The sequence below is a fragment of the Mesorhizobium dulcispinae genome (assembly GCF_033977345.1).
In the GTDB taxonomy this organism is placed as follows: domain Bacteria; phylum Pseudomonadota; class Alphaproteobacteria; order Rhizobiales; family Rhizobiaceae; genus Mesorhizobium; species Mesorhizobium dulcispinae.
Map to the genome: position 1 here is coordinate 156,353 of NZ_JAVIIY010000001.1, position 23,308 is coordinate 179,660.

A 23,308-nucleotide genomic window follows, 5' to 3' on the forward strand; every position below is an offset into this window, starting at 1 on the left:
AGGAGGCGGCCCGATGAAAACCTGGGAGGATGAAAATGGAAATCAGTCTGAAGGGAATTCTGGCCGGCCTGCTGCTGTCCTCGGCACTTGGGCTTGGCGGCACGGCCGTCGCCAATGCCGCCGGCGACGAGATCGTCATCGGCGCGCCTATCTCGCTGACGGGGCCGCTGGCCGGCGACGGCAAGGAACAGAAATGGGCCTATGAGCAGGCGATCGCCGACATCAACAAGGCGGGCGGCATCATGGTGAAATCCGCCGGCAAGAAGTTGCCGATCCGGCTGGTCGTCGCCGACGACGAAAGCTCCGAGGGCAAGGTCGCCTCGGCGCTGGAGAACCTGATCAAGGTGCAGAAGGTCGACGCGTTGCTGTCGACCCATTCCGGACCGATGAACATCGCCGGCGCCATCGTCGCCGAGAAGTATAAGAAATTCTACATGATCACGACGGCCTTCCCCTTCGAATGGCAGCCGCTGAAGCTCAAATACTCCGCCCTGTTTTTCTTCCATCCGGGTCCGGGCGCCGAGGTGCCGTTCCAGATCTGGGACAAGCTGCCGGCTGGCGAGAAACCGAAGCATCCGGCGCTGGTCTCGGAGGACTCGCCCGACGGCAAGGGTTTCGGCGGCGCCTTCGAGGCCGCCGCGAAGAAATACGGCTATACTTTCGCCGTCGACGATCCCTGGGCGATCGGCGCCACCGATTATTCGGCGCTGATCACCAAGCTCAAGGCTTCCGACGTCGACGCCATGCTCGTCTTCGGTTCGCCGGCCGATACCATCACGCTGCTGAGGCAGATGAAGGAGCTCGGCTTCTCCGTGCCTTACCTGCATGGCTGGAAGGGCACCTGGACCGGCGAGTTCCACGAAGCGCTCGGCCCGGACTCGGACTACATTCTGACCGACGGTTTCTGGTCGGCGAGCTATCCCTACAAGGGCGCCAAGGAGCTCGGCGACCGCTACGAAGCCGAGTTCAAGAAGGACTCCGTCACCGTCGGTGCCTTCTACGCCAACGCCCAGGTGCTGGCGCAGGCGATCGAGAAGGCCGGCAGCACCGATGCGGCGGCGATCCATGACGCGATCTTCGGCCAGGAGTTCCAGGACACCGTGGTCGGCGACCTGAAGTTCGACGACACCGGCTTCGCGCTGATCCCGAGCGTCGCCACGCAATGGTGGCAGGGCAAGCACCAGCTGATCTATCCTGATGGCAACTGGACTTACAAGCCGGCCCCGGCCTGGGACAAGCGCTGAAGAAATAGGAACTGGGGGGCGGGGCGGTCGCCATCGCGCGGCCGCCCAGCATCGTCACCAGGGGAGGGATAGAAGCAGGATGAGGGCGGACGGGACCTTGCTGCGCCTCGAGGCGGTCAAGAAGCGCTTCGGCGGGCTTGTCGTCCTCAACAACATCGACATCGCTGTCGGCTTCAACGAGCTGATCGGGCTGATCGGTCCGAACGGCGCCGGCAAGTCGACGCTCTTCAACGTCATCACCGCCATCTATGCGCCGACGGAAGGGCGGGTGTCGTTCCGCGGCAAGGACATCACCGGCATCGCGCCGCACCGCATATCGAGGCTCGGAATCGCCCGCACTTTCCAGCTGGTGCGCACCTTCCTCACCATGACCGCCTTCGAGAACGTCATGGTCGGCGCGGTCTATGGGGCAGGGGGCCGCGTCAAGCACGCGACGGAGGCGGCGAACGCCGCGCTCGAGCTGGTCGGCCTGACGGAAAGGCGCGACATGCGCACCGCGCATATGACGCTCTCCGATCGCCGCATGCTGGAGATCGCGCGGGCCGTCGCTTCCGACCCGGCGCTGCTTCTGCTCGACGAGCCGATGGCCGGTCTGAACCCGACCGAGATCCAGCGCATGGTCGACGTCATCCGCCGGGTTCGCAGCGAGAAAGGCATCTCGATGCTGTGGGTCGAGCACAAGGTCGACGCCATCATGAAAGTGTGCAGCCGCGTCATCGTGCTCGACCATGGCGAGAAGATCGCCGACGGCACGCCGCGCGAGGTCACGCAAAACCGCAAAGTCATCGAGGCTTATCTTGGCGAACCGGCTGCTTGAAGTAAGCGATCTGGAAGTCGCCTATGGCGACGTCGGCGCGCTGTGGGGCGTCTCGCTCCATGTCGACCCCGGCACGATCGTCGCGCTCGTCGGCGCCAACGGCGCCGGCAAGACGACGCTGCTCAGGGCCGTGTCCGGCCTGCTCAAGCCGAAGGCCGGCGATATCCGCCTGGCCGACCAGTCGCTGGTCGGCAAGGCGCCGCAGGAGATCGCCCGCATGGGCATCGCGCATGTGCCGGAAGGGCGCGGCCTGTTCCGCCAGATGACGGTGCTGGAAAACCTTGAGCTCGGCGCCTTCCAGCCCAAGGCGCGGCCGCGCACGAAGGAGCTCCTGGAAAAAGCCTACACACTCTTCCCGCGCCTGAAGGAGCGCGCGCACCAGAAGGCCGGCTCGCTCTCCGGCGGCGAGCAGCAGATGCTGGCGATCGCGCGCGCCACCATGTCGGAGCCGTCGCTGCTCATCCTCGACGAGCCGTCGCTGGGTCTCAGCCCGCTGGTCGTGCAGCAGATGTTCGCGCTCATCCAGACCTTGCATAGCCAGGGCGTCACGATCCTGCTCGTCGAGCAGAACATCCACCAGGCGCTCAAAGTGGCCGACTACGCCTTCGTGCTGCAGACCGGCTCGCTCGCCATGCAGGGCACCGGCGCCGAGCTCATCGCCGATCCCGAAATCCAGAAGGCCTATATGGGCGTGTTGGAGTAGAAAATGTTCAATCTCCCGCCACCCGATATCCTGCTCCAGCTCTCGCTCAACGGCGCGCTCGGCGGCGCCATGTATGGCGTCGCCGCGGTGGGCTTGAGCCTCATCTTCGGCACCATGCGGCTGATCTTCCTCGCCCAGGGCGCGATGATCATCCTGGCCGCCTATTTCGTGCGGGCGCTGTTCTACGGCCTCGGCATCGATCCGTTCCTGTCGCTCCTCATCGTCGTGCCGGTCGGGCTCGGCGTCGGCTGGCTGATCTACCAGGGCCTGTTCCGCAAGGCGGCAGCCGAGGAAGACCGCAACGTTTCGCTGCTGATCGCCGTCGGCGTGATGTTCCTGGTCCAGAACCTGATGACCGTGGTCTGGGGCGGCAACACCGCAGGCGTGGTGACGAGCTATACGGCGAGCGGCATCGAGCTGCTCGGCGTGCGCACCTCCTTTACCCGATCGATGGGTTTCCTGATCGCGCTCGCCGGAACCGGCCTGGTGATGCTCTTCCTGCGCAAGACGATTGTCGGCAAGGCGGTGCGGGCCGCCTCGGAGGACATGGATTCAGCAATGCTGATGGGCATCAGTCCGCACCGCGTCAATGCCATCGCCTTTGCCATCGGCATTTCGCTTGCGGGCGCTGCCGGTGTCGCGGTCGCCACCACCTTTCCGTTCAACCCCTTCGCCGGCTTCATCTTCAGCCTGAAGGCGCTGGTGGCGCTGGCGCTCGGCGGCATCGGCAACGTCACCGGTGCGCTGGCCGGCGGCATCCTGCTTGGCCTGATCGAGGCCTATGTCCAGTTCTTCATCTCAGGCGGCTGGACGAATGCGATCGCCTACGGCGTGTTTCTCCTGGTCCTGATGTTCAAGCCGGAAGGCCTGTTCAGCCGGCCCTACAAGAAGGCGTGAGAGCGATGAGCCGAGCCTTGCAATGGATCGCAACCGTCGTCGTCGCGGCGCTGGCGCTGCTGCCCTTCCTGCCCGGCGCCGTCGACGCCTACTATTTCTCCTTCCTGTTCTTCGTCTTCCTCTACGCCATCATGGCGCAGAGCTGGAATCTCGTCGCCGGCTATGGCGGCCAGATCAGCCTCGGCAGCCACGCCTTCTTCGGTCTCGGCGCCTATGCCACCGCGATCCTGTGGAGCGGCAACTATCTCTGGGGCTCGCTCTATGACGCCCATCCCGGCATCTACTATTTCGATCCGGTGACGATGCTGTTCGGCGGCCTTGTCGCGGCGCTCGCGGCGGTCCTTATCGGCCTGCCGCTGCTGTCGAAGCTCCATGGCGATTATTTCGCGCTGGGCACGCTCGGCTTCGGCGAGATCGTCAAGGTGATCTTCGTCAATGGCGGCGATTTTACCGGCGGCGCCTTCGGCATCGTCGCCCCGGCGAGCAGCTTCGATACCCTGCGCCCGCACTATCTCGTCGCCTTGGGCTTGATGGTTACCATCGCGCTGGCCATCCGCGCGCTGATGCGCTCGCGCTACGGCCTGGCGCTGATCGCCGTGCGCGACGACGAGATGGCCGCCTCCGCCAACGGCATCGACACGCTGAAGGTGAAGGTCGCCGCCTTCGCCGGCAGCGCCTTCATCGCCGGCGTCGCCGGCAGCCTCTACACCTTTTACATCTTCCATGTCGGACCGGACTCAGTGTTCGACCTCGACTGGATGCTCTTGCCGCTGATGATGACGGCGGTCGGCGGCACCGGCACGCTGCTCGGGCCGATCCTCGGCGCGCTTGTGATGTATGCCGTGTTCGATCTCGCCCGCATCGTCGTGCCTGATTATCATCCGGTGATTTCGGGCCTCACCATCATCCTGGCGATGCTGTTCCTGCCGAAAGGGCTGACGCGACTGGGTGTGATGCAGCGTATGAAATCCGCGTAGAAACTAACTCATGAATTTCGGCAGCCCCGCCGCCAGCGCATCGACGGCCAGCCGTACCTTCAGCGGCAGATGCGGCGTCTGCAGCCAGAGTGCGTGGCAATCGTAGAGATAGTCGGGCTGTTGAGGCAGCACCCGCACCAGTGTGCCGGCCCCGATGCGTTGGCGCACCAGCCAGTACGGCAGCCAGGCCAGCCCCATGCCGTCGGTCGCCGCATCGGCGATGGCGTCGAGGTCGTCGAGCCGCAGCCGCCCGGCCGGCGCGATCTCCGTGACCGAGCCATCGTCGCGCGGGAACCGCCAGGGCTGCAGCCCATGGCCGAGCCGCCGGTAGATCACCGCCTGATGGCCGGCGATATCTTCGAGCCGAAGCAGCTGGCCGAACCTCTCGATGTAGGCGGGCGAAGCACAGACGATCATGCGCTGGCGCGCGACGCGGCGCGCGATGACGCCGGCCCTGTCATCCAGTGCTCCCGTTCGGATCGCGAGGTCAAAACCGTCCTCGACGAGATCGGCAAAACGATCGCTGAGCGACAGGTCGAGCTCCAGCGTCGGATAATGCCGCGCGAGTTCGAGCAGGATCGGCGTCGCGCAGTGGCGGCCGAAATGCGCCGGCATCGTCACGCGCAGCTTTCCGCGCGGCTCGGACAACTGGTCGGCCGCCAGCGCATCCGCCGCTTCTGCCTCCGCCAGCACGATCCGGCAGCGCTCGTAATAGGCGCGCCCGAAATCGGTCAGGCTCTGCCGGCGTGTCGTACGGTTGAGAAGGCGCACGCCCAGCCGCTCCTCAAGAAAGCGGACATGCTTGCCGACCATCGGGCCAGACAGGTCGAGCGCCGCCGCGGCGGCCGCGAACGAGCCGAGATCGACCGCCTTGACGAACACTGCCATGCTTTCGAGGCGATCCATATTCAAAACCAATCGTTTCGGCTGTTCTGCCTGCCTCGCGATTTATTCCCTAAAAGCGCCTCTGCATAGTCCATTCAATCGAACCGATTTGGAGTGGAATGGATGGCAAGGGTTGTTCGCTTTCATGAGCGTGGCGGTCCGGAGGTGCTGCGTATCGAGGATGTCGAGGTGCCGCCGCCCGGCCCGGGCGAGGTGCGGATCCGCGTCAAGGCGCTGGGCTTGAACCGCGCCGAAGCCTCGATGCGCAAGGGCACTTATATCGAGACGCCGGCGCTGCCCTCGGGTCTCGGCCTCGAGGCGGCGGGCATCGTCGAGGCGGTCGGCGAGCGCGTCGACGGTTTTGCGCCGGGCGATGCGGTCAGCATCATTCCGCCGCGCTCGATGGCGCGCTGGCCGGCCTATGGCGAGCTCGTCACCTTTCCGGCCGAGCTCGTCGTCAAGCATCCGCCGTCGCTCGGCTTCGAAGCCGCCGCGGCGACATGGATGCAATATCTCACCGCCTATGGCGCGCTGGTCGATATCGCCGGTCTTGGCCGCGGCGAGCCTGTCGTCATCACCGCCGCGTCGAGCAGCGTCGGCCTCGCCGCGATACAGATTGCCAACAGCATCGGCGCCGTCCCTATTGCCGTCACCAGAACATCGGCCAAGAAGGCGGCGCTGCTCGATGCCGGCGCCGCCCATGTCGTGGCCTCGCAAGAAGAGGATCTCGAAGCTCGGCTGAAGGAGATCGCGCCTGAAGGCGTGCGCGTCGTCCTCGACGCGGTCGGCGGTCCGATCTTCACGCCGCTGACGGCGGCGATGGCTCGCGGCGGCATCCTCCTCGAGTATGGCGGCTTGAGCCCCGAGGCGACACCGTTCCCGCTGTTCGACGTGCTGGCGAAGACGCTGACGCTGCGCGGCTATCTCGTCCATGAAATCACCGGCAATCCGGAGCGTCTGGAAGCCGCTCAGCGCTTCATTCTCGACGGCCTCGCGTCAGGCGCGCTGAAGCCCGTGATCGCCAGGACCTTCCCGTTCGACAAAATCGTCAAGGCGCATCGCTTTCTGGAATCGGGCGAACAGTTCGGCAAGATCGTCGTGACTGTTTGAGGCTTCAAAGAAAACGAGGTGCGTTGGCTCAATTGGCTGTTGCCATCGCTGCGTCGGGTGGGTGACGAGGCTGCTATCTCGATGGTGGCGACGTCGGCAAATGCGCCGATCTCGGTCATTTCGCTGGCCCCGCCCGTCCTCCGGAAGCGGACGTCCCGATCTGATGCGGATAGGCGGCGGGGCGCTAATGCGGAGTGACTTCGGCCAGTAGGGACTCTAGTCTAAGCTTGAATGCCTTTCTGCCATCACACCGAGCGCGCCGCATGCCACGCTTCCTCGCCGTCTACACCATGAAACCCGAAGACCTCGCCCGCTTTCGCAGCCTGCCCAAGCCCGAGCAGGACGCGATCGACACCGTCGGGTTAAAGCAGTGGGTGGACTGGGAGGAAAGGAACGCCGCATCGTTCCCCGACCGTGGCGGCATGGTCGGCAAGACGACGCGCGTGACCAAGGACGGTATCGCCGGCGCCGTGAACCCCTTCTGCGGTTACATCGTCGTTGAGGCCGAGACCATCGAAGCCGCCGCCCGCCTCTTCGAGAACCATCCGCATTTCTCTGTTTTTCCAGGAGACGGCGTGGACATCATGCCCTTCCTCACCGACCCCGCACCCTGACCTCCGCCTGAGTCGCATACGTCACGTGCTTGAGACTTGACTTGCCGCCCAGGCCCCAATGGGTCAAATCCGGTCGTTTGGAAGAAGATGTTTTGCCTTTCAATGCACCACCGTCCCCACCCGCTCCCTCAACTCCCGGGGCGCCACGTCATACTTGCTCTTGAACGCCCTTGAAAAATGCGCGCTCGAGTTAAATCCGCAGGCAAAAGCGATTTCTGAGATCGAGGTTGAGGCGCGGGCGGGGGAGAGCAGTTCCTCCTTGCTGCGCTCCAGCCGGCGGTCCCAGACGAAGCGCTCCAGCGTCATGCCTTCGCCTTCGAAGGCGCGGTGCAGGTAGCGGCGCGAACAGCCCATATGCCTGGCGATGTCCTCGGCCGACAGGCTGCTGCGGGCGAGGTTGGCGTCGATATAGGCGACGATGCGCTCGCGCAGCGCTTCCAGCGGCGAGCGGCGGAATTCCGGCGCCATCGGCTTGGCCTGGATCAGCCCGTTGACGAGCTGGATCAGGCTTTCGCCGACGCGGCGGCAGCCGGCCTCGTCGAGCTTGTGCGCCTCGCCGATCGCCATCTGCATCAGGCCGGACACGATGTGCGTCAGGCTGTCGTCCTCGCCGGGCAGCGGCACCGGCGCTGAAAGGCGCGCCAGCGTCTCGTCGCCGAAGGTCGAACGCGGCACCTGCAGGATGAGCTGGTCGACGTCGGAAAGGTTCTGCAGCGAATAGGCGCGCACCGGATCGTAGATGATCGCCGCGCGGGGCCCGAGGTCCACCGCCACCTGCTGCTGCTCGAAGCGGCTGCGGCCCTTGAGCTGCATCAGGATCTTGATCGCATCGGGGTCGAAGCTGCGCCAGAAGGCGCGGTCGTTGACGACCAGATGCGATTTCGCCCTGATCTCCGACAGCCGGCATGAGCCCAGATTGACCGAGACCAGCTTCGGCAGCGATGGCGCCTCGCCGCGCGCGAAGCGCTGCGTGATCGGGCCGAATAATATCCGCGAGGCGGACAGGAAGGCCTCGCCGTCGGCGACGCTCACATGCTGGCCGAGCATAGTCTCCTCCATCTTCGTTTTGTCCCGTCTTTTCGCGGGCCCGCTTTTTTTGCGGGCCTGTCTTTTTGCGGGATTGAGACGCACCGGCAGCGCCGATGCAACCGGCAAAGAAGTTAACATGCTAACCATCTTCGCCGCAACGGCGGAAATTCATTCACTCACCGCTCGTTGACGAAGGAAGCGCTCAGGGCAGGCGAGAAGGTCCTGGCAAGCGGCCGGGACTCCGTACGTTCTCCGGCCGCTCGAAGCCGGTGTCGGTACCTGGTTGCGCCAAAGGCATACCCGATGCGACTCTGCTGCGTCGCCGTTATCGATCCCTACGTGAGGCCAATTTGATGCTCCTTGCTGTCCATCATGTCGCAATCATCTGCAGTGACTATGAAATGTCCAAGCAGTTCTACACGAACAAGCTCGGTTTCGTCGTTCTCGTCGAAAACTGGCGCCCCGAAAGGCAGTCCTGGAAGTGCGATTTGCGTCATGGCCCCATCCAGATCGAGTTGTTCAGTTTCCCAGATCCGCCAAGCCGGCCCAGCAGGCCCGAGGCCTGTGGACTAAGACATATTGCATTCGCGGTCGCCTCGGTCGAGGCAACCGCCGAGCTGCTTCGCTCGCAAGGCATTGAGGTGGAGCCAATCCGAACAGACCCCTACACGGGACGATTGTTTACCTTCATCGCCGATCCCGATGGACTCCCGATCGAACTTTACCAGGACGGTGTTTGACGGCGAGGAACGAGAACGTCTGGCGTCGGCAGCACCCAACCATCCCTGCCGAAACGGCGGAGATGAAGTTATGCTTCGCCGGTCAGCCGCGCCGAGATCAGCCGCGCCGCCGTGGTCGCCGCCTCGCCCTGGCTGGCCGCGACCGCGTCGTCGACACGCGAGACGGGAGAGGCGATCGACAGCGTGCCGATCGGCTGGCCGTCGGCGCCGAGGATCGCGGCGCCTATGCTGTGCACGCCTTCCTCATAGCCCTGCGAGCTACGCGAATAGCCGCTTGCGGCAGCGAACGCGATGGCTTTGGCGAGCGTGTCCGGCCCTGTCATCGTATGCGCGGTGAAGGCCTGCAAAGGCCTCTCCAGATAGGCGCTGACCACTTCCAGGCGCGAGGCGGCGAGGAAGGCGATGCCCGAGGCCGTGCCATGCAGCGGCAGCACCTGGCCGACATCGACATTGACGCGGTTGGCCTTGGCCGACAATTCGACATGCACGGTGAGCAGCGCGCCGGCGCTGAACTCCGACAGATGCACGGTCTCGCCGGTTTCCAGCGCGAGCTCGCGGATGACCGGCGCCGCCACGCGCACGAACGGGAAATGCGCGTCGCGGATGCGCGCCAGCCGCGACAGGCCGGCGCCCAGCCGGTAGCGGCGGCTATGCGGCTCCTGCTCGATCAGCCGATGGGCGGCGAGCGCCATCAGGAGGCGCCTGGCGGTGGCCTTGTCGAGGCCGGCGCGGCGGGCGAGGTCGGAGAGCCCGATCTCCGGCTCTCGAAGCGTGAACAGCTCCAGCAGCGACGCCGCTTTGCCCACCGTGCTCATAGTGCATTCTCCAAGATACTTCGCATGTGAATTAACTTGACAGCTGGCGATCCAGTCTGCAGTGTGTCTTTAACATACAAAACACTGGTTCAAATAGTGAACCGTCTCGGGAACAGCGACGCGCCACAAAATTTTTGCGCGCCAGGGAGAGTTCAGCGCCGTGATGGCCGCCACCAGAAACGATTTGCAATCGGCAACGGTCGAAGACCTGCTCGACCGCGAGCAGGCGCGCTTCCTCGACATGCATCCGCGCTCGGCGGCGGCATGGGAAGAGGGCAAGAAGCACTTCCTCTATGGCGGACCGTCGCACTGGATGCGGCGCTGGGCCGGCGGCTTCCCGGTCTACGCCGCCTCGGCGCGCGGTGCGCATATTCGAGATATCGACGGCCACGACTATGTCGATTTCGCGCTCGGCGACACCGGCGGCATGTGCGGCCACGCGCCGGAAGCGGTGACGCGCGCCGCGCTCCACCAGTTGCAGAACGGCACGACGATGATGCTGCCCACCGAGGACAGCCTCCAGGTCGGCGAAGAGCTTACGCGCCGCTTCGGCCTGCCTTACTGGACGCTGACCACCTCGGCCACCGACGCCAATCGCGGCGCCATCCGCATCGCGCGCATGATCACCGGGCGCGACAAGGTGCTGGTCTTCTCCGGCTGCTATCACGGCGGCGTCGAGGAGGCACATGTCGAGATCCGCGACGGCAAGGTCGGCATGCGCAACATGATCCATCCGAACGGCGTCGACCATTCCGCCGTCTCGAGGGTGATCGAGTTCAACGATGTCGCGGCGCTCAAGGAAGCGCTTTCGCATGGTGATGTCGCCTGCGTGCTGACCGAGCCGCTGATGACCAATTTCGGCATGATCCCGGTTGCCGAAGGCTTTCACCTGGCACTGCGCGAGATCACCTGCCGCACCGGCACGGTGCTGATCATCGACGAGACGCACACCATATCCAGCGGCCCCGGCGGCTATACCGCGCTGCATGGGCTGGAGCCGGACATTCTGGTTGCCGGCAAGGCGATCGCCGGCGGCATTCCGGCCGGTATCTTCGGCGTTTCGCAGGAAATCGCCGAGCGGCTTTGGAAGATCGTGCCGATGGTAAACCCGCGCGTGCGCCAGTCGGCGCATCTCGGCATCGGCGGCACGCTCGCCGGCAATGCGCTGACCGTCGCCACCATGCGCGCGGTGCTGGAGGAGGTGCTGACGCCGGCCAATTTCGAACTCATGATCGCCAACGCCACAAGGCTTGCCGACGCCGCCTGGGGCATCATCCGAACCAACAATTTGCCGTGGCATGTGACGCAGGTCGGCGCCCGCTCCGAGATCATGTTCATGCCCAAGCCGCCGCGCAGCGGCGCCGACGTTATTGCCGGCCGGCGCGGCGACCTCGAGACGCTCTTGCACGCCTTCTATATGAACGAAGGCATCTTGGTGACGCCGTTCCACACCATGTTCCTGATGTGCCCGGCAACCTCGCCGGCCGATGTCGATCGCCACACCGAGGTCTTCGGCCGCTTCGTCGATCTCGTCCGCGGCGCGGGCGTCGTCTGAGACAATGGCGAACCCGTTCGACCTCACGGGCAAGGTGGCGCTGGTGACCGGCGGCGGTCGCGGCATTGGTGCTGCCATCGTCACGCGCTTCGCCGAGGCCGGAGCCTTGGTGGTCATCGCCAACCGCACACTCGATGTCGCCGAGGCGCTCGCGGCGGATCTCTCGGCGCGCGGCTTGTCCGCGCGCGCCGTTCATCTTGCCGGCCTCGACCGCGTGGCGCTGCATGCTCTCGTTAGCGATGTCGCGCACAAGGCAGGCCAGCTCGACATCGTCGTCCACAATGCCGGCGGCTGTCCCTGGGCCTCGGTCGAGGAGCTCGACGAGGACAAGCTCGAAGAGGCGCTGGCGGTCAACCTGAAAGCCTGTTTCTGGCTGGCGCAGGCGGCCGCTCCAGCGATGCGCGCCAACGGCTTCGGCCGCATCCTCGTTACCTCGTCGGTTTCGGCGCGCGTCGCCATGGCGGGCGGCGCGCACTATTCGGCGGCCAAGGCCGGCGTCAACGCCTTCATCCGGGGTGCCGCCTTCGAGTTCGCGCGCGACGGCATCACCGTCAACGGCGTCGAGCCCGGCTTCATCGCCAAGCCCGGCCGCGGCACGATGAGCAAGCCGGAGGTGGCGGACCGGCTCGGACAATTCATTCCGACGGGTCAACTCGGCGAGGCCGACGACATCGCCTACGCCATGCTCTATCTCGCCTCTGAGCAGGCGAAATACTTAACAGGCCAGACCATCGTCGTCGACGGCGGCTCGACCTTGCCCGAAACCGGCTATGCCGTCGAACGGCACTGGGGGCTGGCATGAGCCGGCGCCTCGAAGGCCGCAAGGCGCTGGTCACGGGGGCGGCCACCGGCATGGGCCGCGCCACCGCCGAGCTGTTCGGCCGCCACGGCGCCAGGGTCGTCGCTTTCGGCCATGGCGCGGGCGTGCTGGATGAGGCGGCGAAAGCAAGCGGCGGCATCGCGGTGCGCGGCGACATCACGGATGCCGGTGACATTGCCCGCGCCATCGATGCCTGCGACGGCCGGCTCGACATCGTCGTCAACGCCGCCGGCGTGATGATCCTCGACGAGCCGGAGACGCTGAGCGACGAGACCTGGGCGAAGAGTTTTGCCGTCAACGTGACCGGTTCGATGATGGTCTGCCGGGCGGCATTGCCGCTGCTCAAGGAGCGCGGCGGCGCGATCGTCAACATCGCCTCGGTCGGCGCCTTCAATGCCAGCGGCCAGAACGCCGCCTATTCGGCGAGCAAGGCGGCACTCGTCTCCTACACGCGCTCGCTCGCCTTCGCGCATGGCCCGGACGGCATTCGCGCCAATGCGGTGGCGCCCGGCTGGGTGCGCACGCCGATGAGCGTCTACGAAATGAAAGTGGCCGCAAGCGCCAACGGCTCGACGCCCGAAGAGGAGTTCGCGGCGCTGACCAACCGCATCGCGCTGCGCCGCGTCGCCGAACCCGAAGAGATCGCCTCCTGCTGCCTGTTCCTCGCGTCCGACGAAGCGTCCTTCGTCACCGGCGCGGTGTTGGTGGCGGATGGCGGCGGCCGCGCGCCGACACAGAACAGGGCGGTGTGACGTGATCTGAAGTCAGTCCGTTCGGCCAGCGTGAGGGCGCCGGTCGAAGGGAGAGGAGGAGAAGAGAGAATGCCGGACAGAAGCGCCGATCTGGTTTTCACCAATGGCCGCATCTATACGCTCGACCGCAAGCGGCCCTGGGCCTCGGCCGTCGCCGTCAAGGGTGGCCGCATCGTCGCCGTCGGCGAGGCGGGCGACGTTGATGCGCTGACAGGGTCCTCCACGCGCGTCGTCGATCTCAAGGGCGCCATGATGATGCCGGGCATCGTCGACGTGCATACGCATCTGATGATGGGCGGCCAGGCCGAGCTCTTCGAATTGCGCTTCCCGCCGACGGCGAGCTTCGAGACGCTGATCGCGCGCGTCGGCGAGGCGGCGGCCAAGGCGCCGGAAGGATCATGGATCATCGGCGGCCAGTGGGGCAGCGACCTTTTGCCGAAGCTGAACCAACTGGAGGCGCTGGCCGCGCTCGACCAGGTGAGCCAGGGCCGGCCGGTCATGCTGCGCGACGACACCTATCACAACCGCTGGGTCAATTCGCAGGCGCTCGCTCTCGCCGGCCTTTCTGCCTCCTCGGTGGACCCGGAAAAAGGCTCGATCGGCCGCGATGCGGCGACCGGCGCGCTGACCGGCATGATGATCGAATCCGCTGCCGGCATCGTCGAGCGCACCGTCGCGCAATCCGGCCACTACACGCAGGAGATGGATCGCGCGGCGATGGCGCGCTCGATCGCGACGCTCAATTCCTATGGCGTCACGGCTTTCCTAGACGCCGCCGCCATGCAGCCGATCCTGGCGGCGCTGAAAGGCCTCGACGATCGCGGCGAGCTTACCGCCTGGTCAGTGTCGGCCATGCCCGCGGTCGAGCCGTCCTTCATGTTCGGCATCGCCGGTGACGAGCTGATCGCCTTGCGCGAGCAGTATCGCGGCGCCCATGCGAGGCCGGATTTCGTGAAGATCTTCCTCGACGGCGTGCCGGGCGCCCGCACCGCCGCCTTCCACGAGCCCTACACCAAGGATCCCGTGCTCGGCTGCTGCTTCCGCGGCTCGACCATCGTCACCGTGCCGGAGCTGATCCGCTGGGTCGGCAAATGCGAGAAGCTCGGCCTCGGCGTAAAAATCCATTGCGCCGGCGATGCCGCCGTCAGCCAGGCGTTGGACGCGATCGATGTCGTGCACTCCTTCAACGGTCCGACCAAACTCAAGCATCACATCGCGCATGCGAGCTACATCGCGCCCGACGACATCGCCCGCTTCGCCGAGCTCGGCGTCGTCGCCGATCTCTCGCCGTTTCTGTGGTATCCGACGAGTTTCCTCGAAGGCCACAAGCAGACCATGGGCGAGGCGCGCGCGCTGCGCTTCTGGCCGAACAAGGATCTGCTCGCCGCCGGCGCGCTGCTTGCCGGCGGCTCCGACTGGCCGGTGATGCCCAACCCCGATCCGTGGGACGGCATCGAGGGGCTGGTGACGCGCCGCAACCCGAGCGGCGAATTTCCGGGTGCGTCGCTTTGGCCGGAGCAGGCGATCGATGTCGCCACGGCGCTCGAGATCTTCACCATCAATTCGGCGCGGGCCATCGGCCTGGCCGACACCGTCGGCTCGATCGAGATCGGCAAATCCGCCGACCTGATCGTGCTCGACCGCAACGTGCTGGAGACGCCGGCCGAAGACCTCGCCGACACCAAGGTGCTGACGACGTATTTCGAGGGGAGGGTGGTCTATGAGCGCGCCTGATCTCCCAAGCGACACCAGGGTCCCGGTGACGGTGCTCACCGGCTTCCTCGGCAGCGGCAAGACGACGGTGTTGAACCGCCTGCTGCGCAAGCCATCGCTGGCGGGCGCCGCCGTCATCGTCAACGAGTTCGGCGCGGTCGGGCTAGACCATCTGCTGATCGAGGCGAGCGAAGAGCAGTTCACGCTGCTCGACAATGGCTGCGTCTGCTGCACCGTGCGCGGCGATCTGGTCACTACGCTGAAGGAACTCGACCGCAAGAGCCAGGCCGGCGAAACGCCGCCGCTCTCGCAAGTCATCATCGAAACGACAGGGCTCGCCGATCCGGCGCCGATCCTGCACACGCTGATGGCTGAAGCTGAGTTGATGGATCGCTTTCGTATCGGCGGTGTCGTCACCACGGTCGACGCTGTCAACGGCGCGGCGACGCTCGACCGTCACCCGGAACCCGCCAAGCAGGTCGCGGTCGCCGACCGCCTGCTGATCACCAAGACCGATCTTGTGTCGGCACAAGCACTTGGCGCGTTGCGGCATCGGCTTGAGCATCTCGCGCCGGCGGTCGAGCAGATCGTTGCCCGCAACGGCGAGACTGACCTAGAGTTGTTGGCAGGCTTGTCCACCGATGCTGGCGCGGACGTTACCCGTATCGCCGCGCGGCTCGGAGCCGTTGAGCATCACGACGATGATTGCGGGCCGGACTGCCACCACCACGATCATCACGACGCGCATCATGGCATCCAGTCCTTCAGCTTCGTCATCGACAAGCCGGTGGAGTGGGACGCCTTCGCCCGCTGGCTCGACTATGTCGCGGCGCTGAAGGGCGAGGACCTGCTTCGCTTCAAGGGCATCGTCCAGGTCTGGGAGGAGCCGGAGCGGCCGCTCGTCCTGCATGGCGTGCAGCACGTCTTCCATCCGCCGGCGCGGCTCGACCGCTGGCCGACCGCCGACCGCCGCACCCGGCTGGTGTTCATCGTCCGCAACATCGAGCGCGAGACCATCGCCCGCACGCTGGTGAAGTTCGCCGCCATCGATGCCGCCAGCATCGCCCCGCCGGTGCTCGCCGCCGCCTGAACCGAAAAACATGGTGACAAAAATGGGAGAGCAAAACATGCATTGGAAATCGAAACTGCTCGCAGCGGCTATTGCCGGCATCGGCCTTGCCGCCATGGCCGGCACGGCTTCGGCCGCCGGCCCGACCTGCAAGGATGGCGCGATCAAGGTCGGCGCCGTGTCGACCGTTACCGGCCCGGCCGATTTCTCGGAAGTGCCGAAGGCGACGCAGGCCGCCTTCGATGCGGTCAACGCCGCCGGCGGCATCAATGGCTGCAAGATCGACTACACCATCGCCGACGACAAGGCCGATCCAGCGGTCGCGGCACAAGCCGCGCGCGACCTGATCGACAACAAGGAGGCGGTGGCGCTGGTCGGCTCGGCGAGCCTGCTCGACTGCGCCGTCAACTCGGCCACCTACAGCCGCAAGAAGATCCTCTCGGTCCAGGGCCTCGGCGTCGACGCCGCCTGCTTCTCCTCGCCCAACGTCGCCCCGGTCAACGTCGGCCCCTACACGCTCTCGACGGCGATGGCCTACTACGCCACCAATGAGCTGAAGACGAAGAAGCTTTGTGCCTTCTTCATCATCATCGGCGGCACCCAGGAAGCCTACAAGAAGGCGATCGAGAACTGGGAGAAGATCAGCGGCCAGAAGATACATCTGATCGACCTGACGCTGCCCTTCCAGGGCGATCTCACACCCTATGTCATCAAAGCGCGCGACGCCGGCTGCGATGCGGTGCTGACCAACCAGGTCGAGCCGCAGGTGGTGCAGCTGATCAAGACGGTCGATGCGCAGAAGATCAGCGGCATCAACTGGCTGTTCCTGGCGCCGGGCTACACCGAACAGGTCGCCAAGGCGCTGGCCGACACCAAGCAGCCGATCTATGTCGGCACCGAGTGGGAGCCCTACACCGAGAAGAACTCGGCCGCGAACGCTGAGTGGATTGCCGACATGCAGAAGGCGAACCGGCCGCTCACCGCCTTCTCGCAGGGCGGCTACCTGGCCGCCGAGCTGTTCCTCAAGGCGGTCGCTTCGATCGACGGCGAGGTCACGCGCGAAAGCGTCGCCAAGGCGCTGCACGACATGCAGCCGCTCACCAACCCGCTCGCCGGCTCGCCTTACGTCTTCGGCAAGGCCAAGACGCATTCGCCGATGCAGGCCACCAAGGTGATGAAGCTCGAAAGTGGCGCCTGGAAGGTCGAGACGCCGGATTGGCTCGTGCTGCCGCAGGCCAAGTGATGGTCGCTTAAAATTGGACGGCGCGGCTCGGCCGTGCCGTCCTTCGGATCGGGACAACAGATGAACGCATTGCTCACATCCGCTGTGGCGGGGCTGACGGCCGGGGGCACTTATGCCCTTCTCGGCGTCTGCGCCGTCTTCACCTATCGACTCGTCGCGGTGGTGAACTTTACCGGGGCCGCGATCGGCACCGCCGGAACCTTCGCGCTGATCGCGCTCTATGAAGCCGGCTTCCCGATCTGGCCTTCGGTGCTGGCGGGCATCGCGGCCGGCACGCTGACCGGCGTTACTGTCGGCTACATCATGACGAGATGGTTCGGCGAGGCGAGCGCCTCGACCAAGGCGGCGGTGACCGTGGCGCTGCTCGTCGGCCTGATCGCCGTCGGGCTGCGCCTCACCGGCGGCCAGCATCCGCACAACATGCCGGAACTTTTCCCGGGTTCGGCATTTCGCCTCGCCGGAGTCGAGGTGACCATCGCCTCGGTGCTGACCATCGGGCTGGCGGTGCTGTTCACCATCCTCTCCGACCTCTTCCTCCACAGGACCAAGGTCGGCCTCAATTTGCGCGCGCTGGCCGACCGGCCGATGGCCGCCGAGCTGCTCGGCGTGCGCGTGCAGCTCCTGTCGCTGCTGGTGTGGGGCATGACCGGCGCCTTTACCACTTTCGCGCTGATGATCATCGCGCCGCAGCGCTCGCCGAACTTCATGACGCTGAGCCTGCTTGTGGTGCCGGCACTGGCCGCGGCGCTCGTCGGCGTCTTCCGCAGCTTCTGGTGGACGCTTGCCGGCGGCATCGCGCTCGGCGTTGTCGAGGGGCTGGCAAGCTCAATCGACAGCATCAGCCAGTACCGTAGCGCCATTCCGTTCCTGGTGGTGCTTGCCGTTCTTCTCTGGTCGCAGCGGGAGGCCCGTTGGGATGAAGCGCGCTAGCTTGAGAGCCTCGTTGACCCTTATCGTCGTGGCGCTCGTCGCCGGCGGCGTCGCTTATGCCGGGCTCTTGCCGTCCTATTGGGTGTTCCTTGCAACCTCGGTGCTGATCACCGGCGTCGCTTTGCAGAGCCTCGGCCTCGTCGCCGGTCGCACCGGCATGATCGCGCTCTGCCAGATGTCGTTCGCCGGCGTCGGCGCCTGGACGGTCGGCTATCTCAACCTCGCCGAGGCGCCGGGCGGGTTGGCGGTCTGGATTTTGATCGGCGGCCTGGCGGCGGTGCCGCTCGGCATCGCCATCGGCCTGCCGGCGCTGAGGCTGCGCGGCATCAACCTCGCCATCGTCACGCTGTCCTTCGCCACCGCTTTCGACACCATCCTGGCCACCATGACCTATCCCGGCCAGACCGACTTCCTGCAGGTGCCCCGGCCGGAAGTGTTCGACAGCGACGAGGGCTATTTCGTCTTCGTGCTGATCTTCTATTTGGCGATCGCGGTGGCGTTGGAATTCATTAGCCGCTCGCGGCTCGGCGCCTCCTGGCTGGCCGTCCGCCACTCCGAGCGCGCTGCAGCCGCGCATGGCGTCAGCATCGCCACCGCCAAGCTCTCGGCCTTCGCCATCAGCGCCTTCGTCGCCGGCATCTCCGGGGGCCTGCTCGCCGGTTATCTCGGCACGCTGGTTGCCGAGAATTTCAGCATGATGCAGTCGCTCTCGCTCTATGCCGTCTCGGTGATGACCGGCGCGCATTTCGCCGAGGGCGCGATCATCGGCGGCCTGCTCGTCGTCATGTTCCCGGAGATCCTGCGCCGGCTCGACTGGCCGCAGGACATCGGCAACGTGCTGTTCGCCATCGGCGCCACCCAGGCGCTGTCGACCGGCGAGACGATGAGCGAGACTTTCCGGCGCCAGTTCCGCAAGCTGCTGCCGAGCCGTGCGCCGAAAGCCGCCGTCGCATCTGCCTCGGAATTGCCGGCGCCTGTCGAGCGTGCCGCCGGACCGGCGCTCGCCATCGAGGGGCTCACCGTTCGCTACGGCAGTGTCGTCGCGCTGAACAATGTCGGCCTGACGATTGCGGCCGGCACGGTGGCCGGGCTGATCGGCCCGAACGGCGCCGGCAAGTCGACCTTCATCGATGCGGTCGCCGGCTTCCTGTCGTCCTATCAGGGCAGCGTCCGGTTGGGAGGCAAGCCGCTCGAAGGCGTGCCGGCGCACCTGCGCGCCCGCCAGGGCGTGCGTCGCACCTGGCAGACCAACCGCATCGCGCCGGAGCTCACCGTCGGCGGCTATCTGGCGCTCGCGGCCAAAGGCCTGTCGGCAAGCGAGACCAAAGCGGTGCTCGACTGGCTCGATTGCCCGCATCCCGACACGCTTGTGGCCTCCGTCGATGCCGGCACCAGGCGGCTGCTCGATGTCGCCGGCGTCGTCGCAGCTCGGCCCGCCGTGGTCCTGCTCGACGAGCCCGCCGCCGGCCAGTCGCATGAGGAGACGCTTCGCCTTGGCCGGCGCATCGCCGAGATCCCGAAACTGTTCGGCTCGGCGGTGCTTTTGGTTGAGCACGACATGGATTTGGTGCGGGCCGTCTGTTCGGACGTCACCGTGCTCGATTTCGGCCAGGTGATCGCCTCCGGTCCGCCGGCCAAGGTGCTGGGCGAGCGCGCGGTCAAGAAAGCCTATCTCGGCATCGAGGAAGAGAGCGTGGCGGCATGAGCAGGCTCGTCGTTTCCAATCTGTCGATCAACCGCGCCGAGCTGCCGGTCGTCTCTTCGGTCGACCTCGTCGCCGAGAGCGGCGCGATCAGCGTCGTGCTCGGCGCTAACGGGGCCGGCAAGACGACGCTGCTCGAGGGCCTGTCGGGCATCATCCCGGTTGCCGGCGGCACCATCGTCATCGACGGCCGCGAGCTGCAGAACGCGCGGCCTGGCGTCCGCTCGCGCGAAGGCCTTGCGCATGTCGAACAGGGTCGCACCGTCTTCCGCCAGCTGACGACCGAAGAGAACCTGCGCGTCAGCCTGCATCCGAGCGCCGACATCGAGGAGGCCTATGCGCTCTTTCCCGAGCTGCTGCAGCGCCGCGCGGTGAAGGCAAGCCTGCTTTCCGGCGGCGAACAGCAGATGCTAGTCATCGCGCGCGCGCTTCTCACCCGGCCGAAGGTGCTGCTGATCGACGAGATGTCGGCCGGCCTGGCGCCCGTCATCGTCACGCGACTGATGACGGCGGTGCGCAAGCTCGCCGACGATGGCCTGGCGGTGCTTCTGGTCGAGCAGTTCGCAGCACTTGCGCTTTCGATCGGCAACCGCGCCTATGTCATGCGCCGCGGCCGCGTCGTCTATGACGGCGACTGCGCGAAGCTCCGCCAATCGCCGGATGAGTTGCACCGCCTCTATCTCGGCGGAGCCGAAACATCGGTGCCGGTCTGACCGGTACTGTCAGGAGAACAACGGAACATTAGACAAGGCGCCAATTTTGCAGCGGCTGGAGCTACACCGGCGCGCCGCAAACGGCTATCAATCGTCGCGACATCATGCTTCGGGGTCATGAGGGGCGCGCGGCTTGCAGCTGGATTTGAAAACAATCGAGGCGCTTGCTCCTGACCAGGCCTCGCTGGGCGCCGCCGCCAAGCTGACCAAGCGGTCGAACTGGCCTCGCCTCGAGACGAACGAACAGTTCGGCCTCATCTGGGGCGAATGTCAGGGTTCCGGATCGAATCCCTATCGTGTGGCATTCGACACCCGTGACCACGGCTATAAATGCACCTGCCCGTCGCGAAAGTTCCCGTGCAAGCACATCCTCGGGCTGATGTGGATCGGCGCCACGGCGCCCGCCAGCTTCGATCGCGTCGATCAGACGCCGGAATGGGTGAATGATTGGCTTGGCCGGCGCCGTAAGCCCGGCCAACCTCCTATGCAGGCGCCAGCGAGTTCAGAAGGCAAAAGCATCGACGAGGCCGAGCGGCCCGAGCAGAGCGCTCCGGTCGAGGACGCCGCGGCTGCCGAACGCCGCGAGGCGGCGCAGCGCAAGCGCGCCGAAGACACGCGCAGCGCAGTGTCGGCGGCGCTCGATGAGCTCGATCAATGGATTGCCGATCAACTTCGGCTCGGCCTCGCCGGGTTTGTCGACTCTTGCAGCGAGCGCTGCCGCCGCATCGCGGCACGGCTTGTCGACCTCAAGGCGACCGCGCTCGCCGGGCGCATCGACGAACTGCCCGCGAAGCTGATGGCGCTACGCAGCGAGGAGAAGCCGGATGCCGCGATCCGCGAGCTCGGCAAGCTGGTCGTGCTCGCGAAAGCCTGGCGCGCCGCGCCCGACGATGCCGAACTGAAACGCCTGGTTTCGACATCGGAGACGCGCGACCAGATCCTCGGCAATCCGGATGCCGTCCAGGTCGAAAGCGACTGGGAGGTGCTCGGCGAGAAGATCGAGACCCGCCGCGACGGCCTGGTCAGCCACGCGACCTGGCTGCTCGATCTGAAAAGCCCGACCCCGCGATTTGCCGTGCTGCTCGATTTCTTCCCGGCTTCGGCAGGCCGGCGCTCCGGCGCCTTCGCGCCGGGAGATCGCTTCAAGGCGAGGCTGGTGTTCTATCCGTCCCGCAATCCGCTGCGGGCACTGGTCGCGGAACGGCTGGGCGATGCGGCGCCGGGCAATTGGCCCGCTTTCGCCCCGGATGCCACCTGCGATCCGCTGGCCGCTTACGCCGCGTTTCAGGATGGCGCGCCGTGGCTCTCGGACTGCCCGATAATCTTGCCGGCGGGTGCGATCGCGCTGGATGAGAAGGACGGCGCGTGGTGGCAGGCGGCGAGCGATCCGCATGGCATCGCCCTGCCTGTCGCCGGCTCCGTCAGCCAGACCTTGCTCGGCCTCGATCTCGCGGCGACGGCGGCGCTCTGGAACGGCGCCAGGCTCGAGCTTCTGGCTTCGCAGAGCAGCATCGGGAGGCTCGACCTGTCATGAACGAGCTCGAGCAGGCAGGGCTGGCGAGATTGCGCGACGGCTGGATCTCGGGCGGGGCGATGTTCGAGATCGCCCCGGTCGCGTGGAAGGAGGTCGCCGCGGCTTCCAGTCCCGATGAGCAGGAGCGGCGGCTCCTCGCGATTGCCGCGCAGGCACTGGATGTCGCGCTTCGGCCAGCGGCGCCGAAAAGCTTGAAACGCCGTCCGCCGCTGCCGGTGCTGGCCTTGCCGACGCTCCCCGAACGGCTGCGGCCTTTGCTGCGTGCCGCATTGAAATATGCAGCCGATGCGAGGCTCAAGACCCGCGTAGCCACGCTTGTCGCCAGCCGCGGCTTCGTGCTGCATCCGATGGATTGGATGCCGGCCGCGTCATATCAGGAAAGTCCTGACGTCTATGCGCCCTGGGTCGACTGGCAGGCAGGCGCGGATGGCGAAAAACAGTCCCGACGCGAGCATCTGACGGCGGAAACCTGGGATGATTTCTATCCCGCCGCCCGCCGTACCGCTTTGGTTGATCTGAGGCGCACCATGCCTGCTTTGGCGCGGACTCTTATCGAGACAAAAGGGGCAAGCGAGCCGGCGGAGGTAAGGCTTGCACTCATCGAACTCATGCGCTTCGGCCTGGGCGCCGATGACGTGCCGTTCCTGAAGAGCCTCTCGGCAGATCGTTCCGGCAAGGTGCGCGAAATGGCAGGGCGGCTGCTGGCGAGATTGGGAGAGCGGGGACCAATTGATGGCGGGACGGACGATCCGACAGCGGAGCTCGCCGCTTTCATCGAAGAAGGCAAATCCGGCTTCATCCGCCGCCGCACCACCTACGCACCGATAAAAATCAAGTCGCCTGCGCAACAAGCACGCCGCGCCGACTTGTTCGTATCCTGTTACTTCCGCGATCTCGCTTCCCACTTCGGAAAGACGGAGTCCGATTTCATCGGCGCGTGGCAGTTCGGTGTCGATGACAGTGCCGATCTCTTTCTCGTTCGAATGGTCTCGGTGTCCGGCAGCGATGTGGCGGTGGCCTGCTTGGCGGATTTACTTGTCGCTGCTGGCGGCAAGCTGGCGCTTCTCGTCCTCCAGCTCATGTTGCGTTTGGACGGCGGCAGGAAGCGTGTCCTGATTAGGCAGATCCTGAATGACGCGCAAAATCTGGCCGCTCTCAACCTGGTCGAAGGCGCGGACGCAGGCTGGCTGGAGTGGGGCGATCTCACAAAAGGTAAGACGATTTCAGCGCTGCGTTCCGCCGTCTCGGGTGACAACGACGTTACGAAACGAAGCGCCGAGCAGTATCTCGAAGCCATAGGCTTTCTGGCCAATCCGGTGACGGCGGAAAAATTGATCGGCGAGGTCGTCGCCGCCGGCCTGCCGCCGGCGTCTCCATCCCTCAGCCTGCTGCGGCTCAACGCGGCGCTGGCCGAAAACCCTTCCAAGTCCGACAGATGATGAACCC

The 23,308-nt window shown here is 65.8% G+C and carries 22 protein-coding genes; 19 read left to right on the top strand and 3 right to left on the bottom strand.

From position 1 onward, the window contains the following. The first annotated feature begins 35 nt into the window (after positions 1–35). The 5 genes from RFN30_RS00705 (at position 36) to RFN30_RS00725 (ending at position 4,638) form a co-directional block, all read left to right on the top strand. Positions 36–1,244: an amino acid ABC transporter substrate-binding protein gene (locus tag RFN30_RS00705; RefSeq protein ID WP_320260222.1), complete on the top strand. Its 1,209-nt coding sequence runs from the start codon at positions 36–38 to the stop codon at positions 1,242–1,244. 79 nt (positions 1,245–1,323) lie between these two features. After that, positions 1,324–2,061 (top strand): ABC transporter ATP-binding protein, encoded by a 738-nt coding sequence (locus tag RFN30_RS00710; protein ID WP_320260223.1) that lies wholly within the window; start codon positions 1,324–1,326, stop codon positions 2,059–2,061. Continuing rightward, the gene (locus RFN30_RS00715) at positions 2,054–2,764 is read left to right on the top strand and encodes an ABC transporter ATP-binding protein (protein WP_320260938.1); all 711 of its coding nucleotides are present in this window, start codon (positions 2,054–2,056) and stop codon (positions 2,762–2,764) included. Before RFN30_RS00710 ends, RFN30_RS00715 begins: the two co-directional genes overlap by 8 nt. 3 nt (positions 2,765–2,767) lie before the next feature. After that, positions 2,768–3,661 (top strand): branched-chain amino acid ABC transporter permease, encoded by an 894-nt coding sequence (locus RFN30_RS00720; RefSeq protein WP_320260224.1) that lies wholly within the window; start codon positions 2,768–2,770, stop codon positions 3,659–3,661. A gap of 5 nt (positions 3,662–3,666) precedes the next feature. Continuing rightward, positions 3,667–4,638: a branched-chain amino acid ABC transporter permease gene (locus RFN30_RS00725; protein ID WP_320260225.1), complete on the top strand. Its 972-nt coding sequence runs from the start codon at positions 3,667–3,669 to the stop codon at positions 4,636–4,638. Between the two features lie 3 nt (positions 4,639–4,641). Here RFN30_RS00725 and RFN30_RS00730 read toward each other — a convergent pair whose 3' ends face one another. Continuing rightward, entirely contained in the window at positions 4,642–5,544 is a 903-nt protein-coding gene (locus RFN30_RS00730; protein WP_320260226.1) for a LysR family transcriptional regulator, read from the bottom strand. A 102-nt stretch (positions 5,545–5,646) separates the two neighbouring features. Here RFN30_RS00730 and RFN30_RS00735 point away from each other — a divergent pair, with 102 nt between their 5' ends. Further along, complete coding sequence (locus tag RFN30_RS00735; protein ID WP_320260227.1) at positions 5,647–6,633, top strand: zinc-dependent alcohol dehydrogenase family protein; 987 nt, start codon at positions 5,647–5,649, stop codon at positions 6,631–6,633. A gap of 263 nt (positions 6,634–6,896) precedes the next feature. Further along, positions 6,897–7,247, top strand: coding sequence for a hypothetical protein (locus RFN30_RS00740; RefSeq protein ID WP_320260228.1), 351 nt, complete (start codon positions 6,897–6,899; stop codon positions 7,245–7,247). A 99-nt stretch (positions 7,248–7,346) separates the two neighbouring features. On the opposite strand, the gene RFN30_RS00745 is transcribed toward RFN30_RS00740, so the two are convergent. Then, positions 7,347–8,306, bottom strand: a complete 960-nt coding sequence (locus RFN30_RS00745) for a helix-turn-helix domain-containing protein (protein WP_320260229.1) — start codon at positions 8,304–8,306, stop codon at positions 7,347–7,349. 323 nt (positions 8,307–8,629) lie between these two features. Between RFN30_RS00745 and gloA2 the strand changes: the two genes are divergently transcribed. After that, the gene (gloA2, locus tag RFN30_RS00750) at positions 8,630–9,016 is read left to right on the top strand and encodes an SMU1112c/YaeR family gloxylase I-like metalloprotein (protein ID WP_320260230.1); all 387 of its coding nucleotides are present in this window, start codon (positions 8,630–8,632) and stop codon (positions 9,014–9,016) included. Between the two features lie 68 nt (positions 9,017–9,084). Here gloA2 and RFN30_RS00755 read toward each other — a convergent pair whose 3' ends face one another. Next, the gene (locus tag RFN30_RS00755; RefSeq protein ID WP_320260231.1) at positions 9,085–9,831 is read right to left on the bottom strand and encodes an IclR family transcriptional regulator; all 747 of its coding nucleotides are present in this window, start codon (positions 9,829–9,831) and stop codon (positions 9,085–9,087) included. A 163-nt stretch (positions 9,832–9,994) separates the two neighbouring features. Between RFN30_RS00755 and RFN30_RS00760 the strand changes: the two genes are divergently transcribed. The 11 genes from RFN30_RS00760 (at position 9,995) to RFN30_RS00810 (ending at position 23,301) form a co-directional block, all read left to right on the top strand. Next, positions 9,995–11,386 carry a transaminase gene (locus RFN30_RS00760; protein ID WP_320260232.1) on the top strand — a complete coding sequence of 464 codons (1,392 nt, stop codon included), beginning with the start codon at positions 9,995–9,997 and terminating at the stop codon, positions 11,384–11,386. Between the two features lie 4 nt (positions 11,387–11,390). Beyond that, complete coding sequence (locus tag RFN30_RS00765) at positions 11,391–12,188, top strand: SDR family oxidoreductase (protein ID WP_320260233.1); 798 nt, start codon at positions 11,391–11,393, stop codon at positions 12,186–12,188. Further along, positions 12,185–12,958, top strand: a complete 774-nt coding sequence (locus RFN30_RS00770) for an SDR family NAD(P)-dependent oxidoreductase (protein ID WP_320260234.1) — start codon at positions 12,185–12,187, stop codon at positions 12,956–12,958. Before RFN30_RS00765 ends, RFN30_RS00770 begins: the two co-directional genes overlap by 4 nt. A gap of 69 nt (positions 12,959–13,027) precedes the next feature. Further along, positions 13,028–14,692, top strand: coding sequence for an amidohydrolase (locus RFN30_RS00775; RefSeq protein ID WP_320260235.1), 1,665 nt, complete (start codon positions 13,028–13,030; stop codon positions 14,690–14,692). Then, on the top strand, positions 14,679–15,761 hold the full coding sequence (locus RFN30_RS00780) for a CobW family GTP-binding protein (protein ID WP_320260236.1): 1,083 nt from the start codon (positions 14,679–14,681) through the stop codon (positions 15,759–15,761). The genes RFN30_RS00775 and RFN30_RS00780 overlap by 14 nt, the downstream gene beginning before the upstream one ends. A 37-nt stretch (positions 15,762–15,798) precedes the next feature. After that, a complete protein-coding gene (locus RFN30_RS00785; protein ID WP_320260237.1) occupies positions 15,799–16,983 on the top strand; it encodes an ABC transporter substrate-binding protein in 1,185 nt (394 codons plus the stop codon). Positions 16,984–17,043: 60 nt separating this feature from the next. Further along, positions 17,044–17,913, top strand: coding sequence for a branched-chain amino acid ABC transporter permease (locus RFN30_RS00790; protein ID WP_320260238.1), 870 nt, complete (start codon positions 17,044–17,046; stop codon positions 17,911–17,913). Further along, positions 17,900–19,618, top strand: coding sequence for a branched-chain amino acid ABC transporter ATP-binding protein/permease (locus tag RFN30_RS00795; protein ID WP_320260239.1), 1,719 nt, complete (start codon positions 17,900–17,902; stop codon positions 19,616–19,618). Before RFN30_RS00790 ends, RFN30_RS00795 begins: the two co-directional genes overlap by 14 nt. Beyond that, entirely contained in the window at positions 19,615–20,328 is a 714-nt protein-coding gene (locus tag RFN30_RS00800; RefSeq protein ID WP_320260240.1) for an ABC transporter ATP-binding protein, read from the top strand. Before RFN30_RS00795 ends, RFN30_RS00800 begins: the two co-directional genes overlap by 4 nt. Before the next feature lie 145 nt (positions 20,329–20,473). Beyond that, positions 20,474–21,862, top strand: coding sequence for an SWIM zinc finger family protein (locus RFN30_RS00805; RefSeq protein ID WP_320260241.1), 1,389 nt, complete (start codon positions 20,474–20,476; stop codon positions 21,860–21,862). Beyond that, the gene (locus RFN30_RS00810) at positions 21,859–23,301 is read left to right on the top strand and encodes a DUF5691 domain-containing protein (RefSeq protein WP_320260242.1); all 1,443 of its coding nucleotides are present in this window, start codon (positions 21,859–21,861) and stop codon (positions 23,299–23,301) included. The genes RFN30_RS00805 and RFN30_RS00810 overlap by 4 nt, the downstream gene beginning before the upstream one ends. Positions 23,302–23,308: the final 7 nt, after the last annotated feature.